This is a genomic window from Brucella pseudogrignonensis, from assembly GCF_002252525.1.
GTDB classification, from domain to species: domain Bacteria; phylum Pseudomonadota; class Alphaproteobacteria; order Rhizobiales; family Rhizobiaceae; genus Brucella; species Brucella pseudogrignonensis.
This window is the reverse complement of the sequence record NZ_NNRM01000045.1, coordinates 57,355-72,452: the sequence shown is the minus strand read 5'-3', so window position 1 is coordinate 72,452 and position 15,098 is coordinate 57,355. Positions and strand designations below refer to the sequence as shown.

Here is a 15,098-nt window from a genome sequence, read left to right as displayed (position 1 = left end):
GCATCCCGAAAAGCGGGGATCGTTTTTCGGAATCCTGTGCCCGTAAAATGCCTCAGCCGCCAACCAGCGCACCATGTGCAATCGGATAAATCTTACCCTGCCCCAGCATATAGGCGCGCAGGCTTGCATCGACGAACAGCCCGCGAAACGCACGATCCAGCACATTGAGCGCTCCTGTATAAGCACCAAATGCAGGCATGATCAGCCTTTCGCCGTCGCTTGCAAAACATGGACGCCGAACCGACCGTCCTCGCCGGACGATGCGCGCTGCCGGGTGAAGATGACCTGCCACCTCACCCTTCGCTTCTATGCGCGATGGCTCATGCCGGAAAGTCAGCGTTCCGATTGCAAGTTCCTCAACACAGTCGCCGGGCAAGTCAGCGGGGCTATCAGGATCATGGTTGCCGGTGATCCAGAACCAGTCCCGGCGGTCAATCAACGATTTGAGACGGATCGCATATAACGACGGCAACCGCTCGCTGGCCTTTGCATCGTGAAAACTGTCGCCAAGGCTGATAACGGTTCGCGGCTGATAACGCGCGATGACAGCAGCCAGCATATCGAGCGTCGCGGCCGTATCATAAGGTGGTATGAGCTGGCCACGTCGGGCAAAAGACGAACCTTTTTCAAGATGCAGATCGGAAACGACCAGCATATGCAGGTCCGGCAGGAAAAGCGCGCCGCACGGATCATAGATCGTCGCAACACCGCGCAATTCCGCATGCGCCAGACTATAAGCCTCTCCATTTCCCCAGACTGCTGTACTCATCCTATCGCTTCTCTGATCAGATCATCGGCTGCTTCTTCAAGCAGCATTTCATCACCTTCACCAGCCACACGCTCGCGGCCGATTTCAAGCATCACAGGCAGCGCCAACGGCGAAATACGGTCCAGCGGCTTATGCAGTAGATGACCCTTCACACGCGCCAGCATGTCGCCAAGACGCTTGATATCCAGAAGCCCGGTCGCAGCATCGGCACGCGTTGCCTGTAGCAAAATATGGTCCGGTTCGTGGGTTCTCAGCACATCATAGATGAGGTCGGTCGAGACCGTCACCTGACGGCCTGTCTTCTCCTGCCCCGGATGCCGTCGCTCGATAAGCCCCGAAATCACGGCACAATTGCGGAAGGTGCGCTTCAGAAGATAGCTTTCATCAAGCCAGGCTTCGAGGTCGTCACCCAGCATGTCTTCATCGAACAGCCGTTTAAGGCTTAATTTGCCTGACCCGATCATCGCGCCCATGTCTTTGAGGCCCCACAGCCCCAGCGAATAATCGGTGGCGACAAACCCAAGAGGATGCGCCCCCATGCGCTCAAGACGACGGGTGAGCAACATGCCGAGCGTCTGATGCGCAAGCCTGCCCTCAAAAGGATAGGCGACCATATAGAAACGCCCACCTTTGGGGAAAGTCTCGATCAGCAACTCGTCTTCACGCGGCAGGACCGACTTGAATGCCTGCACTTCCAGCCATTCGCGCACCTGTTGCGGCAGAAACGGCCAGCGCGAACGATCTGCCAGCATCGCGCGTACCTGCGATGCGAGATAGGTGGAAAGCGGGAATTTACCGCCAGCATAAACCGGTATTTTAGCGTCCTGTCCCGCAGCATTGGAAGCGATGCATTCGTTCTCACGAATGCCTTCAAACCGCAGCACCTTGCCTGCGAACAGGAATGTGTCGCCCGGCGTCAGCGTTTCGAGGAAATATTCCTCGATGCGACCCAGAACACGCCCGCCCCTTCCAACGGCACGGGCATTAGCTCCCTTACCGCCACGCGTGAGCCGGACATTCAGCTCCGGCGCTTCAACGATCGTGCCGATGTTAAGGCGATATTGCTGAGCGATGCGCGGGTTAGAAACCCGCCATGTGCCATCGACAGTCTTGCGGATTTTGGCAAAGCGCTCATAGGTCTTGAGCGCATAGCCGCCAGTTGCCACAAAATCGAGAATTTGATCAAAGGTTTCGCGCGAGAGATTTGAATAGGGCGCAGCACTCTGCACTTCCCGATAAAGCTGATCGGCGTTGAAAGGCTCGGCACAGGCCATGCCCAGCACATGCTGTGCCAGCACATCCAGCGCGCCATCGATCAGCGGCGGCGTATCCTGTGCGCCGAGATAGTTGGCGTCGAGTGCTGCCCTACACTCCATCACCTCGAAACGATTGGCAGGCACAAGAATGGCGCGGCTCGGCTCATCCATACGGTGATTGGCGCGACCGATACGCTGCGCAAGACGGCTCGCCCCCTTTGGCGCACCGACATGAATGACCAGATCGACGTCGCCCCAGTCGATGCCGAGATCAAGCGTCGAGGTGGCAACCACGGCACGCAATGTGTTGGCAGCCATCGCCTGTTCCACCTTGCGGCGCTGGCCGGCATCAAGCGAGCCATGATGCAGGGCGATTGGCAACGTATCCTCGTTGACGCGCCAGAGCTCCTGAAACAGCATCTCTGCCTGACTGCGCGTATTGACGAACAGCAGCGTCGTGCGATGGGCGCGGACCGCCTCATAAATATCCGGTATGGCATAGCGGGAGGAATGCCCTGCCCACGGCACCCGCTCCTCTGAATCGAGAATCGTAATTTCAGGCTTGGCCCCACCATCAACCGTGACCAGACCGGATTTCGGCTCTGTGCCATCCTGTTCGACCAACCAGCGACGCAATTCGTCAGGCTGCGCCACAGTTGCCGACAGTCCAATGGTTTGCAATTGTGGTTGCAGTCGGCGCAAACGCGCAAGCCCCAGCGCCAGCAAATGACCGCGTTTGGAAATGACCAGCGAGTGCAGCTCATCCAGCACCACATAACGCAAGCCCTTGAAAAACTGCTCTGCCCCTTTTGAGGCAATCAGAAGTGCAAGCTGTTCCGGCGTCGTCAGCAGAATGTCAGGCGGCACAAGCTTCTGGCGCTGACGTTTATGTGCAGGTGTATCGCCAGTCCGGGTCTCAATCGTAATGTCGAGCCCCATTTCCTCGACAGGTATGGTCAGATTTCGGTGAATATCGACCGCAAGTGCCTTTAGCGGCGAAATATATAAAGTGTGAACACCTTGTTTTGTTTTAGGCGCAACCCTGGACGGAGAACCGGTTCCCACTTTATTACGCATTCGCTCCAGATCGACCAACGCAGGCAGAAAACCTGCGAGTGTTTTACCAGCACCTGTGGGCGCGATCAGCAGCGTGGACTGCCCCTGTTCAGCGCGTGAAAGCAGCTCCAGCTGATGGGCGCGCGGCGACCAGCCCTTTTCTGCAAACCATTTTACAAAACGGTCTGGCAGATGAAAGGCAGCGGTCTCAGAAGTGGGTGTCAGGTTCAGCGTCACACACCCAATCTAATGCGGGCAAGGGTCGTCGCCAAGATGTTTGTTCACTTTTGTTCTCATTTTGTCAGCAGTTCACTTTACGCACTCTTTCCAGCAGGAAGTTGCTGACCTATCTAATAAATCATGCGTTTTGACGAGTTGCTGCGTTCCACACCCAGAGGTCTTTACTGCCCGCCCGGCGATTTTTACATTGATCCGGTGCGGCCTGTTGATCGCGCGCTGATCACCCACGGACATTCCGATCATGCACGCGCCGGACATGCCCATGTTCTTGCGACGCAACAGACACTCGACATCATGGCTATCCGCTATGGTGCAGATTTTGCAGGCAGCACACAAACCGCTGATTTAAGCGCGGTGCTGAATGTAAACGGTGTCACTGTCAGCTTCCACCCGGCAGGCCATGTGCTTGGTTCGGCGCAAATTGCAGTCGAAAAGGACGGCTCACGAATTGTCGCGTCAGGTGATTACAAGCGTGCCGCCGATCCGACCTGCACGCCCTTTGAGCCTGTTGCCTGTGATGTGTTCATCACCGAAGCGACCTTTGCGCTTCCTGTATTTCGCCATCCCGAAGCGGGTCATGAAATTGCGACTTTGCTGAAGTCACTCTCACAGTTTCCTGAACGCGCGCATCTGGTAGGTGCTTACTCGCTCGGCAAAGCCCAGAGGGTTATCAAGCTCATTCGCGATGCAGGCTATGACGAGCCGATCTATATTCACGGCGGCCTGCAAAAGCTTTGCGATTATTATCAGACCCAGGGCATCGATCTTGGTCCGCTGGAGCCTGCAACGCTTGAACGTGGCGAAGCCTCGCCCGATTTTGCTGGAAAGATCGTGGTTGGACCGCCCTCGGCCTTTTCCGACCGCTGGGCACGGCGTTTTCCCGACCCATTGCCCGCCTTTGCTTCTGGCTGGATGCGTATCCGCCAGCGCGCAAAACAGCGCGGTGTCGAGTTGCCACTTATCATATCTGATCACTGCGACTGGGATGAGCTGACCGCAACGATCAGCGAGATAAAACCTGCGGAAGTCTGGGTGACGCATGGGCGTGAAGAAGCACTCGTGCGTTGGTGCGAGCTGCAAAACATCCCCGCGCGCCCGCTCCATCTCGTCGGCTACGAAGATGAGGGCGATTGATGCGTGCTTTTGCTGAACTTCTCGACCGCCTTGTCCTCACGCCGCAACGCAATGGCAAATTGCGCCTGCTGGTCGATTATTTCCGCACCACACCCGATCCAGATCGTGGCCTTGCACTTGCCGCCATCACCCGTGATCTGGAATTGCAGAGCGTCAAGCCTGCCATGCTGCGGGCGCTGATTGCCGAGCGCAGTGATCCGACGCTTTTTGCCTATTCCTATGATTATGTCGGTGATCTTGCCGAAACGATTTCGCTGATCTGGCCTGGCCCGAACGAAACCCCGGCGGGTGCCAACCTGCCGCTCAGCGTCGTCGTGCATGAATTGCAAAACGCCTCGCGCCGTGAGGGGCCGTTGCTCGTGGCTGGCTGGCTCGACCTGCTTGGCATATCAGAGCGCTATGCTCTTTTGAAACTTGTAACAGGTGGCTTACGCATTGGCGTTTCCGCCCGTCTAGCCAAACAGGCACTGGCAGATTTTGGCGGCGTGGATGTCGTTGAAATCGAAGAACTTTGGCACGGACAGACGCAACCCTTCACAGCGCTGTTTGCATGGCTTGAAGGCCATGGCCCCAAACCTGCAGCCACTGCCGACGCGCCATTTCGGCCCGTCATGCTTGCCACGGCACTGGATGAGGCCGAGATTCCAGCACTTGATCCATTAGCCTATAGCGCCGAATGGAAATGGGATGGTATTCGTGTGCAGGCCGTTGCAGAAAATGGCGTGCGGCGGCTTTATTCGCGCACTGGCGACGACATTTCCGGCACTTTTCCCGATGTGTTGGAGGCCATGGATTTCGAAGGCTCGATTGATGGCGAATTGTTGGTAGGCCATCACGGCGAAACGGGCATCGAAACCGCAACCTTTTCTGATTTGCAGCAGCGGCTTAATCGCAAAACGGTGACGGCCAAACAGTTGCGCGAATATCCGGCCTTCATCCGCGCATACGACCTTCTGCACGATGGCACGCAGCAGTCGGGCGAAGATTTGCGGTCGCTACCCTTCTCGGAACGACGAGCGCGGCTCGCTCAATTCGTCGAAAAGCTCGACAAGCGCCGGTTTGATTTGTCGCCAGTGCTTCAGTTTTCAGACTTCGACGAACTAGCGAAATTGCGTCTTAACCCACCACATCCGGTGATCGAAGGCCTTATGCTCAAACGGCATGACAGCGCCTATGTGCCGGGGCGCCCGAAAGGGCCATGGTTCAAATGGAAACGCGATCCGTTCACAGTGGATGCGGTGGTGGTCTATGCACAGCGTGGCCACGGCAAACGCTCAAGCTACTATTCGGACTTCACTTTCGCGGTTTGGACCGGCCCCGAAGAAGACCCCATGCTCGTACCCGTCGGAAAAGCCTATTTCGGTTTCACCGACGAGGAATTGAAGCTTCTCGACAAATTCGTGCGCGAAAACACGATTGAGCGTTTTGGCCCGGTGCGTTCCGTTCGCGCGGAACCGGATCATGGATTGGTCGTGGAGGTCGCCTTTGAAGGGCTCAACCGCTCAACCCGACACAAATCCGGTGTCGCAATGCGCTTTCCCCGCTTCTCGCGACTGCGCTGGGACAAGCCGCCCCGCGAAGCAGACCGGCTTGAAACACTTGAAAAGCTGCTGAGTTGATTATTCGGCAACCGCAGTCGTGACGCGGATTGCGTAAATATCCACAGCCTTGCCGGAACCGCTCAGATCGGAATTGATCGTGATCTTGCCTGCACGTCCAGCTGATTGACCTGCCTGAAACTCCTGATCGAACAGGAAATCACTGACAGAATCGCGGACATCATAGCGTCTGCGGCCACAATCCCCGAGACCCGCGAAATCGCAATTGACCGACATCTGTGTGGTTTTGCCATCATCACTGCGCGCAACAATGTCGAAAGTCGCTTTCTTGCCAGCAAGCTGATTAAGAACGCCCTCACCGACATCAAAGGTCACACTGTCGTTTGCACCCGAAGTCTGAACCCGCGCGAAACTGTTGGTGCCCTCGCGCTTGATCTCAGCTGTTGCGCGGCCCTGAACAGACATGCGTGTCGCATCCGCAGGCGTGAAAATATTGATCCAGGTGCGCCCTTCCGGGTCTTCGCCTTCCTTGATCGGTGCCATGCTGTTGTCAGTCAAAAGCGGGCTTGAGCCGTTGCCTCGCGTGAAATCTGCAAAGCTGTTGTAGAGCGAAAAGCCAATCAGCCCCAGAATGACGATAACCATAACCGGGATACCGACACTTACAAGCGGCGAACGCTTCTTCTTCTTGCGATCCTTGCGCGAAACACCTGCTTCATAGCCGAGATCGGCCGAAGCTCGCTTGCCCTTCTTGGAAGAGGTTCGGATATCTGCGGTATCGAGCGCAGGCCCAGCTTGATAGACATCATCGCCCAGAAGCGGATCAGACGAAGATGGGGCATCCAAACTAGGTTCCTGCCGAGACGCGGCCTGCCCTGTTTTGAACTCAGCTTCAATATCGGAAATCGCGTCTTTGATTTTCTGGCGACGCTGCTTTTTCTGTTCTTCACTCAGTGCAGTATTTGTCGTCAGCGCGCGTTCATGCGCCCCCCACGCAGCCTCGTAGATACGCTGGCGGGTAGCTGGATTATGTGCATCTGCCTTTGCAAATGCATTTCTAATTGCGCGTTCGATACTTTCCAAAGGGCCGCTCTTCCTTGGTTTCCGTATTCTGTCTGGGTCTTTCGGACACAGATGCTTACATGAGCCTCAGCGAAATTAACGTCTGAATCAAGGCATTTAGCTGTTTGAACCGCATTTTGGCTAGACTTAGGAACTGTCAAAGTTACCAAATCTTAACTTTAACCGTGATTTTCCCCCGACCTTTGACTGCGAGACCGGTTCAGACATTTAATTTTCCGTCTGATTCTCTCCTAATTTTCATGTTGCCGTCGGCAAAAGCCATGTTAAAACTATTACGTTTACGGAAACGTCAATTTTGTGGAGGATGAAATGGCATTGCCGGATATTTTGAAAAGCAGGCTGCGCATTCCCGTGGTCGGAGCGCCACTGTTTATCATTTCCAATCCGGCATTGGTGCTTGCACAATGCAAAGCAGGCGTCGTCGGCTCGTTTCCCGCATTGAACGCACGCCCCGAAGCACAGCTTGACGAATGGCTGGCCGAAATCACCGAAGACCTGGCCACCTATGACGCCAAGAATCCGGATCGTCCGGCTGCACCTTTCGCGGTCAACCAGATCGTACACCGCTCCAACAAGCGGCTCGAACACGACCTTGGCCTTTGCGTGAAATACAAGGTGCCGATCGTCATCTCGTCGCTTGGCGCGGTGCCAGAAGTCAATGCAGCAATCCACTCCTATGGCGGCATCGTGCTTCACGATATCATCAACAACCGCCACGCCAATTCAGCAATCCGTAAAGGCGCTGACGGTCTTATCGCTGTCGCCGCTGGCGCAGGCGGACATGCAGGCGCACTTTCCCCTTTCGCACTCGTTCAGGAAATCCGCGAATGGTTTGATGGGCCGCTACTGCTTTCAGGCGCGATTGCCAATGGCGGCGCAATTCTTGCCGCTCAAGCGATGGGAGCGGACCTGGCTTATATTGGCTCTCCATTCATCGCGACCACAGAAGCCCGTGCATCTGACGGCTACAAGCAGATGATTGTGGATTCCAATTCGTCCGACATTGTCTATTCCAACTATTTTACAGGCATTTCTGGCAACTACCTCAAACCATCAATTGCAGGCTCCGGCCTTGATCCTGACAATCTTCCCGAAGCTGATCCATCGAAAATGGATTTCGACAAAGCACATCAGGAAGGCGCCAAAGCCTGGAAAGACATCTGGGGCTGCGGACAAGGAATCGCGGCTGTGAAAGAAATCGAGCCTGCAGCCAAACTCGTTGACCGGCTCGAACGCGAATATGTTGCGGCTCGCAGCCGCATCCATCAGGGCGCCTGACGCGCCCTGCCCCAAGATTGATGCACGGAGAGCGGATCATTTGAAAAGGTCTGAGACAAACATGCAGAATGTTCGTTTTGGACCTTGCTTTCCTTGATGCTATTGGTTATCAGCGCACCGTTCGGTCATAATTGATCGATATCCTTTCGAGGATATGGAACGTTAGTTCCGGGCCGCTTTAGCTCAGTTGGTAGAGCACATCATTCGTAATGATGGGGTCAGCAGTTCGAGTCTGCTAAGCGGCACCATTTTTAAATACAAAATCAAAATCTTAAAGCAACACAGTATCTCTATTGTGCTTTTATGGCTTTTGACGGACCCGCTTCGGAACCAAAGTGAGCCTAAGTCTCGAGCTTTAGAAAGAGCTATTGCCGTTCTTCGGTATTGCCTTGATCCATTGAAAGCCATTTTCAGCCGATACAAAATGCAGTAAAAGCCGGTCTGCAGATATACTAACTGCTGAACAAGAAATTACAGTCCTGATAATTGAATATTTATTATTATAAGTATTATGCGCTTCGGTCGAATTGTTCTAAAGCTAAAACGCGCATCCGCTTAACTACGATCATGATCGCGGATTACTCGTAACGATGGCCGTTACCCCGATACGCTGCGCGCGATTTGACGCCTTAAATCAGATGGGCTGACGCCGTAATAATTGCGAAACGCCCTGCTGAAATAAGCTGGATCATCAAATCCGACACCATAAGCAATTTTCGCTATGGCAGATGTATCATTATGCAATATTGCAGACTTCGCCGTATCAAGCCTGCGTTCAAGCAGATAACGAGAGAATGTGGTATTCTCTCGTTTAAACAGCTTCTGGATAGCACGCGCAGTTATCCCCTCAGACTGTGCAAGCTCCATTATCGAGAAGCCCGCATCCATGATCCGGGCATCAATCCTAGCTTTTATAGCCCCCATGCGCCCTGTCAAAACCCGTTGTTTACTTCCTGCCTTCAGGTTTGCTGCCAGTATGGGTAGTAACTCGTAAAAGTGATTGACCATAATCTCGGCGTCGCTTTCGGTCTGATATTCCTGCTGCAAGAGATAACCCGCATAGGTCACCAGCAGTTGAAAAGGCAGATAGGTGATAGGGAGCGGTTGCCAAAATAAACAGGAAACTTCTGCCTTGATTTGAGTGATGGCCGCCGATGGCAGATAAGCGCAATCCAAACGCCCTCCCTCCGGAAGGCTTAACGAAAGTGGCACATCCGATGGCATAAAAATGGCATCGCCTTTTGCTAGATCAAGCCGGATTTGTCCCTGCTCCACTTGAACCGGACCACTCATTGCACGCAGAATTATGACGCCTGAATCCCGAGAGCCCGGCGCCGAAAGACGTGTGTGGATCAGCGGAAAATAGATCGTGGTAAGCGCCAGCGATCCATGGTTCCAAAATAGTCCGCGCACCTTTGACAGATCACCCTGAACCGGTGAGACCGAAGGCATACCAATCATATCTCGCAGGATCTTAAGGCAGGGCTTCAACCCATCTGTCGCCCTTGAGGCTGCGCTGCCGAATTTTTGTGGTTTAACAGTTCCCATCATATCCAGTGCAAAAACTCTTCAAGGTTCGCTTTAATCCATTCCCGGTTCGCTCGTCTCCAAGCTATCCGTCTTTTAATGAATTAAACATGATGAGAATAGTCCTCTTTAGAAAATACTGGACGAAGGGCACATACAGCGTTGCTCATGTCCTTGGAGAAATTCATGCACAACAAATATCTCGGGATTTCGGTTGTCGCCTTGGTGGCGGCCGGCAGCGTCGCTGCACAAGCATTGGCGCAAACAGCGACCGAAACGGAGACTGAGACCGGCAAAGTGACGGTACTGAACGCCATCACGATTACCGGGAGCCGCGGTGGACAGCAGATTTCAGAGACGGCCCGCACCGTCTATGTTGTTGAAGCACAACAGATCCAGATGCGCGCGCGTTCAGGCGAAACCATCCAACAGATTTTGGCTCAGGAAATACCAAGCTTTGATCCGGTCAGCCGAGGGTCACGCACCTCGTATGGGCAAAACCTGCGCGGACGCACCGCCCTGGTGCTCATCGACGGGATATCGATGAATTCTGCCAGCGGACTGAGCCGTCAGTTTGATTCTATCGATCCATTCAACATAGAACGGATCGAAGTTCTTTCTGGTGCGACGTCGCTCTATGGCGGCAATGCCACCGGCGGCATCATCAATATCATCACCAAAAAAGGCAAGGACGCGCCGGACGGTTTGCATGGCGAGATCACGGCAGGCATAGAAAGCGGATTCCGCGCTGGCAATGACCTGGATCGCAACGGCGCAGCAGCTGTCACTTATAACAGCGAAACATGGGACGCCCGATTGTCGCTGGCAGGTAACCGTAGTGGTGCGTTTTACGACGCCGATGGTACAATGGTTGTGCCTGACATCACCCAAACTTCGACGGCTTTCAACCGACGTATCGATCTTATGGGCAGCGCAGGTTTCCAGTTTGACCCAGACAGACGGCTGGAGGTCAGCGGACAATACTTTAACTCCGAGCAGAAATCCGATTACAGCGTTTACTTCGGGCAATTTCTGGCTGGACTGCGCAATCCAAGCCTCATCGAAACGCGAGATGGCTATAATTCGGATTTCAACCCGCGCACACGCCGGTCTATGTTAAATGCGACCTATACGGATAATGACTTCTTCGGCCAGCAGTTACTCTTGCAAGGCTTCTATCGCAGCGAGAAGATCAACTTTCATCCGTTCCCAAGCTCGACCTACTTTTACGGCAGCGCGCAGGACACAGATTATTATGGCATGAAGGCCGCACTCATCTCCGAGCCGCTTGACGGATTGCGTGTTACCTACGGTGTTGATGCTGATAGAGATTCACTTTCTTCAAACCAACATATCTTCAATATGAGCAAGGCACTGCAAAGCGGCGCGATGGACTTTCAGACAGCAGGCATTACCGGCCTTTATCCAAAAATTGAGGTTACCACCTTTGCTGGCTTCGTAGAGGCCTCCTATGAAGCAACAGACCGTCTTACCTTCAATGGCGGCGTGCGCTATCAGTACACCAAAACGGAAGTTGGCGACTTTGTTGGCGCGGCGCAACAGATCGCTATTCTCAACGGGACAGCGACCTCTGCCGATTCAATTCCGGGCGGCTCGGTCGATTACGACGCCTTCTTATTCAACGCCGGCGCAACCTATAGCCTGACCAATACACAGCAGGTCTATGCAAATTTCAGCCAGGGCTTTGAGCTGCCCGATCCGGCAAAGTACTATGGTTATGGTGCCTACTCGTTGTCGGGTGGCCATTACACGTTGCTAAGTGGCGTGAATGTTGCAAATTCTGCTCTTGAAGCGATCAAAACCAATTCCTTCGAAATCGGCTACCGTCTTGATGATGGCACCTATAATCTGGAGGCTGCAGGCTTCTACTCCACCTCCGATCGCTCCATTGTACTCAATCGTACTACACTGGCAGTCGAACTTGAGGATAATGAACGTCGGGTCTATGGCATCGAAGGCAAAGCGGGCATGAAACTTAATCATGGCTTCGATGTAGGCATTCTGGGTCAATGGGTACGTACCGAAGTTGATCAGGATGGTGACTGGGTCAAGGATACGATCGGCTCTGCCAGCGTTTCCAAACTCGGTGGCCATATAGGCTGGGGCAATGAAACACTTAATCTGCGCTTACAAGGTCAGCACGTCTTCGATCTGGGAGACAACTCCGGTTACAAGATCGAAGGTTACACGCTGTTTGATCTCATCGGCTCTTATCACGTTGAAAAGGCCGACATGACAGTGAATTTCGGTGTGCACAACCTGTTCAACAAGGAATATAACACTGTCTGGGGGTCACGGGCCAAAGCACTTTATGGGGCACTCGCACCTGAAGAAATCTTCGACTACAAGGGCCGCGGCAGGACTTTCGCCCTCGCTTTGAGCAAAAACTTCTGATGATCGCACAACAAGACATGCTACCGACAAAGACTAAAGGCGCCAACGCGCGCCTTTATACCGTTCTCGGAGGGCTTTATCTCGCGCAGGGCATCCCGACCTATCTTCTATTGGTGGCATTGCCCCCACTGATGCGCGAAAGCGGTGCCTCGCGCACGGCTATCGGGCTTTTCTATCTCCTGATGATACCCCTGATCGCAAAATTCGCGATCGCACCGCTGGTGGATCGCTATCCGCTGATCGCAAGCTGGGGGCACCGGCGAAGCTGGGTCGTTGTTACTCAGCTTCTTGTCTCTTTCGGCATTGCTTGTATGGCTTTCGTAGAACCGCAACAGGCGGGTGCGCTATTTGCGATCTGCCTATGTATAACGCTTCTCTCCTCTTTGCAGGACATTGCGACCGACGGCTATGCTGTGCGTCATCTTAACGATAAAACACGTGCCACCGGCAATGCAATTCAGGCCGGGGCAGTTGCGCTTGGTGTCATCGTGGGTGGCACGCTGGCACTGGTTCTCTTCCACAAGATCGGCTGGCGTCCAACGATTTTCATCGTTTCCGCTCTTTCACTCCTGCCACTTCTGGCAGGGTTCTGGATGCAAGAAACAAGTGATCAGAAGCAGTCTCGGGAAAAGCCGCGCGCAAGCCTGAAACGTTTCTTCCAGCAGCCGAACGCGTGGCTCATCCTTTGCTTTGCCCTGACCTATCGGGCGAGCGAAGGCATGGTAAGGGGGATGGAAGGCAGCTATCTCGTGGATATCGGGCTGCCGTTATCGTGGATTGGCTATCTTTCTGGAGCTGCCGCTGCGACTGCTGGTATGATTGGAGCTGTTTTGGCCGCGCTGCTGATCCGCTGGACAGGGCTTTTCTCAGCGCTCATTCTGCTTGGATTATTGCGCAGCCTCTGCTTCCTTGCTTTCAGCTTCAATGCTGCAGAAATCTGGCCGGGTGTGACGATTGCTATGACTGTGTCAGCAATCCAAACCTTTCTGCGCTATATGGAACTGGTCGCAATCTACTCGCTGTTCATGAAAGCATCTTCCTCCGACCAGCCAGGCACGGATTTCACAATCCTCGCCTGTGCCGAACTGCTGATTTATCTTGTTGGTTCCTCGGTGGCTGGTTATCTTGCAGATAAATTTGGATATGCCGATCTTTTCACACTGGCAACCGTACTCTCTGCACTCGGGATCGCTTTGACATTCTATATTTTACGGAGATTACGGGGCAATGGACTTGCCCTGTAATTGTTTTTTGCATGATAACCAGCGATTACTTTTATCGTCTCCCGCACAGCCATCAAAACCACCATTCATTTCCAATCGCCCTGCGAGTTTGGACAGAACCTATCCGCGTGACATATCCAATGGTGGCGAGACATCCGAACCAAGCGGGGAAATGTAGGGTGTTCTGGACGTATGTTCTGCCAACGCTGCTTTCGCATTTTTCAACAAAAGCGGGTCGGTTATTACATTCAGTCCAGTAACAGCCATCGCTTTTGCTGCATGCACCATCGCCTTATGGGCTGCCGGTGATTTACCTTGGGCAACAATCTGCCACGTATGAAAGGGCGTGCCGATGGCGACTGTCGGGGCATGTACCTGAACCGTCGGGACAACCCAGCTCACATCACCTATATCAGTCGACCCGATGAATGGCTTACGATTGGTGTTCTCGGGGGTTAAGAAGTTTGCGAGCGGCTCATCGGTGATTGGCAAACCTATCGCTTTATAGACCGAGGCTATGTCCTTTTCAGAGAAAGTTTTCCGAATTTCACGGGCAAAGGCACGATCTTGACTGTCAAAATCGGGTACGCCCAATTCATCCATAGCCGTGTGGAGCGCGTGTTCCAGCGGCTTATTATCCAACGTATTGGATACCGCGCTTACTATTTTCATCTCGACGGTTGTCTCAGTCATCATGGCTGCACCCTGCGCAATCTTATGCACACGATGAACAAGATCATGCATGTCCTGCAATTCCATTGCGCGGATTGAATATCGAACACGCGCATTTGCTTGGACAACATTCGGCGCAATACCACCTGTATCAAGAATTGCAGAGTGGACTCGCGCGTCAGATGGCATATGCTCGCGCATATAATTGACGCCGACGCTCATCAGCTCAAGCGCGTCAAGCGCACTGCGCCCCAAATGGGGTGCAGCTGCGGCATGGGCTGCACGCCCTTTGAACGTGAAATCTGCACGCGTGTTCGCGAGAGAAAGTGCTGGCGCAACTTCCCAGAAACTGTAAGGGTGCCATGAGATCGCAACATCCACGTCGTCGAATGCGCCTGAACGAACCATAAAGGTTTTCGCCGCGCCACCCTCTTCTGCAGGGCAACCATAATAGCGTACGCGCCCAGCAATGCCTTTCTCGGCAAGGTAATTCTTGAGCGCAATTGCGGCTAGCATAGCGCCAGAACCAAGAAGATTATGCCCACAGCCATGGCCATGGCCGCCAACTTCCAACGGTCTGCACTCGGCCACGCCTGCCTCTTGGCTGAGACCGGGAAGCGCATCAAACTCGCCTAGAAATGCGATAACTGGTCCGCCCTGCCCCGCCTCACCGATAACGGAGGTTGGAATGTCTGCTACCCCTTCCGTGACGCGAAAGCCATGATGCAGAAGCTCCGCTTTATGTTCGGCCATGGAACGAAATTCTGTATAGCACACCTCCGGCATGCCCCAAACGCGATCACTCAGCTCGATTAGTCGTTCTTTTTCATCATCGACTTTTTGCCAGAGGTCTATTCGATTATTTGCATTCATCACACATTCCAAC

Annotated in this window: 10 protein-coding genes and 1 tRNA gene; 6 read left to right on the top strand and 5 right to left on the bottom strand. The window is 53.8% G+C overall.

Annotated features, from left to right (window positions below; all coding sequences use genetic code 11):
• Positions 1–52 precede the first annotated feature (52 nt).
• Together pdeM and CEV34_RS21435 are read right to left on the bottom strand one after the other, a co-directional pair.
• On the bottom strand, positions 53–769 hold the full coding sequence (pdeM, locus tag CEV34_RS21440; protein WP_007879777.1) for a ligase-associated DNA damage response endonuclease PdeM: 717 nt from the start codon (positions 767–769) through the stop codon (positions 53–55).
• Positions 766–3,318: a ligase-associated DNA damage response DEXH box helicase gene (locus CEV34_RS21435; protein WP_007879779.1), complete on the bottom strand. Its 2,553-nt coding sequence runs from the start codon at positions 3,316–3,318 to the stop codon at positions 766–768. The genes pdeM and CEV34_RS21435 overlap by 4 nt, the downstream gene beginning before the upstream one ends.
• A 123-nt stretch (positions 3,319–3,441) precedes the next feature.
• Here CEV34_RS21435 and CEV34_RS21430 point away from each other — a divergent pair, with 123 nt between their 5' ends.
• Together CEV34_RS21430 and CEV34_RS21425 are read left to right on the top strand one after the other, a co-directional pair.
• Positions 3,442–4,455 carry a ligase-associated DNA damage response exonuclease gene (locus CEV34_RS21430; RefSeq protein WP_007879781.1) on the top strand — a complete coding sequence of 338 codons (1,014 nt, stop codon included), beginning with the start codon at positions 3,442–3,444 and terminating at the stop codon, positions 4,453–4,455.
• A complete protein-coding gene (locus CEV34_RS21425; RefSeq protein ID WP_007879785.1) occupies positions 4,455–6,074 on the top strand; it encodes a cisplatin damage response ATP-dependent DNA ligase in 1,620 nt (539 codons plus the stop codon). Before CEV34_RS21430 ends, CEV34_RS21425 begins: the two co-directional genes overlap by 1 nt.
• Here the strand turns inward: CEV34_RS21425 and CEV34_RS21420 are convergent, their stop codons facing one another.
• Positions 6,075–7,097, bottom strand: a complete 1,023-nt coding sequence (locus CEV34_RS21420; protein WP_007879786.1) for a hypothetical protein — start codon at positions 7,095–7,097, stop codon at positions 6,075–6,077.
• A gap of 309 nt (positions 7,098–7,406) precedes the next feature.
• On the opposite strand from CEV34_RS21420, the gene CEV34_RS21415 reads away from it, so the two are divergent.
• Positions 7,407–8,375 carry an NAD(P)H-dependent flavin oxidoreductase gene (locus CEV34_RS21415; protein WP_007879789.1) on the top strand — a complete coding sequence of 323 codons (969 nt, stop codon included), beginning with the start codon at positions 7,407–7,409 and terminating at the stop codon, positions 8,373–8,375.
• Between the two features lie 172 nt (positions 8,376–8,547).
• Positions 8,548–8,623: transfer RNA gene (locus CEV34_RS21410), tRNA-Thr, on the top strand.
• Positions 8,624–8,972: 349 nt separating this feature from the next.
• On the opposite strand, the gene CEV34_RS21405 is transcribed toward CEV34_RS21410, so the two are convergent.
• Positions 8,973–9,926: a helix-turn-helix transcriptional regulator gene (locus CEV34_RS21405; protein ID WP_007879791.1), complete on the bottom strand. Its 954-nt coding sequence runs from the start codon at positions 9,924–9,926 to the stop codon at positions 8,973–8,975.
• Positions 9,927–10,088: 162 nt separating this feature from the next.
• Between CEV34_RS21405 and rhtA the strand changes: the two genes are divergently transcribed.
• Together rhtA and CEV34_RS21395 are read left to right on the top strand one after the other, a co-directional pair.
• Positions 10,089–12,317 (top strand): TonB-dependent siderophore receptor RhtA, encoded by a 2,229-nt coding sequence (rhtA, locus tag CEV34_RS21400; RefSeq protein ID WP_094544473.1) that lies wholly within the window; start codon positions 10,089–10,091, stop codon positions 12,315–12,317.
• On the top strand, positions 12,317–13,561 hold the full coding sequence (locus tag CEV34_RS21395) for a RhtX/FptX family siderophore transporter (RefSeq protein WP_007879794.1): 1,245 nt from the start codon (positions 12,317–12,319) through the stop codon (positions 13,559–13,561). Before rhtA ends, CEV34_RS21395 begins: the two co-directional genes overlap by 1 nt.
• 99 nt (positions 13,562–13,660) lie before the next feature.
• Here CEV34_RS21395 and CEV34_RS21390 read toward each other — a convergent pair whose 3' ends face one another.
• A complete protein-coding gene (locus CEV34_RS21390; protein WP_007879796.1) occupies positions 13,661–15,085 on the bottom strand; it encodes a M20 family metallopeptidase in 1,425 nt (474 codons plus the stop codon).
• Positions 15,086–15,098: the final 13 nt, after the last annotated feature.

Excerpts from the sequence above, each read along its gene's own strand:
- pdeM (WP_007879777.1), bottom strand. The coding sequence starts at position 769 with ATGAGTACAGCAGTCTGGGGAAATGGAGAGGCTTATAGTCTGGCGCAT.
- CEV34_RS21430 (WP_007879781.1), top strand. The coding sequence starts at position 3,442 with ATGCGTTTTGACGAGTTGCTGCGTTCCACACCCAGAGGTCTTTACTGC.
- CEV34_RS21425 (WP_007879785.1), top strand. The coding sequence starts at position 4,455 with ATGCGTGCTTTTGCTGAACTTCTCGACCGCCTTGTCCTCACGCCGCAA.
- CEV34_RS21415 (WP_007879789.1), top strand. The coding sequence starts at position 7,407 with ATGGCATTGCCGGATATTTTGAAAAGCAGGCTGCGCATTCCCGTGGTC.
- CEV34_RS21405 (WP_007879791.1), bottom strand. The coding sequence starts at position 9,926 with ATGATGGGAACTGTTAAACCACAAAAATTCGGCAGCGCAGCCTCAAGG.
- rhtA (WP_094544473.1), top strand. The coding sequence starts at position 10,089 with ATGCACAACAAATATCTCGGGATTTCGGTTGTCGCCTTGGTGGCGGCC.
- CEV34_RS21395 (WP_007879794.1), top strand. The coding sequence starts at position 12,317 with ATGATCGCACAACAAGACATGCTACCGACAAAGACTAAAGGCGCCAAC.
- CEV34_RS21390 (WP_007879796.1), bottom strand. The coding sequence starts at position 15,085 with ATGAATGCAAATAATCGAATAGACCTCTGGCAAAAAGTCGATGATGAA.